The 535-nt window shown below is 49.0% G+C and carries 1 protein-coding gene and 1 pseudogene; one reads left to right on the top strand and one right to left on the bottom strand.

The window, feature by feature from the left end; translation table 11 throughout:
• Window positions 1-372, bottom strand: a 372-nt coding sequence (locus HMPREF2886_RS32620; RefSeq protein ID WP_256562476.1) for an RNA-guided endonuclease InsQ/TnpB family protein, incomplete at its 3' end; no start/stop codon positions are given.
• 48 nt (window positions 373-420) lie between these two features.
• Between HMPREF2886_RS32620 and HMPREF2886_RS32615 the strand changes: the two are divergent.
• Window positions 421-535, top strand: a pseudogene (locus HMPREF2886_RS32615) (transposase); the annotation flags it as partial.

The raw sequence follows: 535 nt of genomic DNA, 5'->3' as shown, positions 1-535 counted from the left end.
TGACTGCACCCTCCCTCCACAGGCAAGCACGGCATGTCCTGCCGCTAAAATGTTACGTGCCCCGTTGATATCAGCATTCGCTGTATATCCACATTCAAGGCACTCGAATTGACTTTGTGACTGGCGGTTTTCCTTTGCTGTATGACCACAGCAAGCGCACTTCTGACTGGTGTAGGCCGGTGGTATTGCCACTACCTGACCACCTCGCCAGAGCTGCTTGTACTCAAGCTGACGGCGCATTTCATACCAGCCCTGCTCCAGTATTGAGCGGTTTAAACCAGATTTAGCTTTTACGTTCCGTCCATACCGTTCTGTCGTACCTTTTGCCGATTTAGACATGTTACTGACCTTTAAGTCCTCAATGACAATCATTGCGTGGTTTTTGCTGATTTCGCTGGTGACTTTATGAAAGTAGTCTTTCCTGATATTGCCCAACGTTATTACTACAAGGGGGTTCTTTGGTCGCCGAGTTATTTCGCGGGGAGTTGTGGTGGCGCACCAATATCCATTATCCGCCAGTACATTGAGCAACAGG

Source organism: Pseudomonas sp. HMSC066A08 (assembly GCF_001813025.1).
GTDB classification, from domain to species: domain Bacteria; phylum Pseudomonadota; class Gammaproteobacteria; order Pseudomonadales; family Pseudomonadaceae; genus Pseudomonas; species Pseudomonas aeruginosa.
The sequence above is the reverse complement of the archived record's forward strand: the minus strand, read 5'-3'. Positions and strand labels throughout refer to the sequence as shown.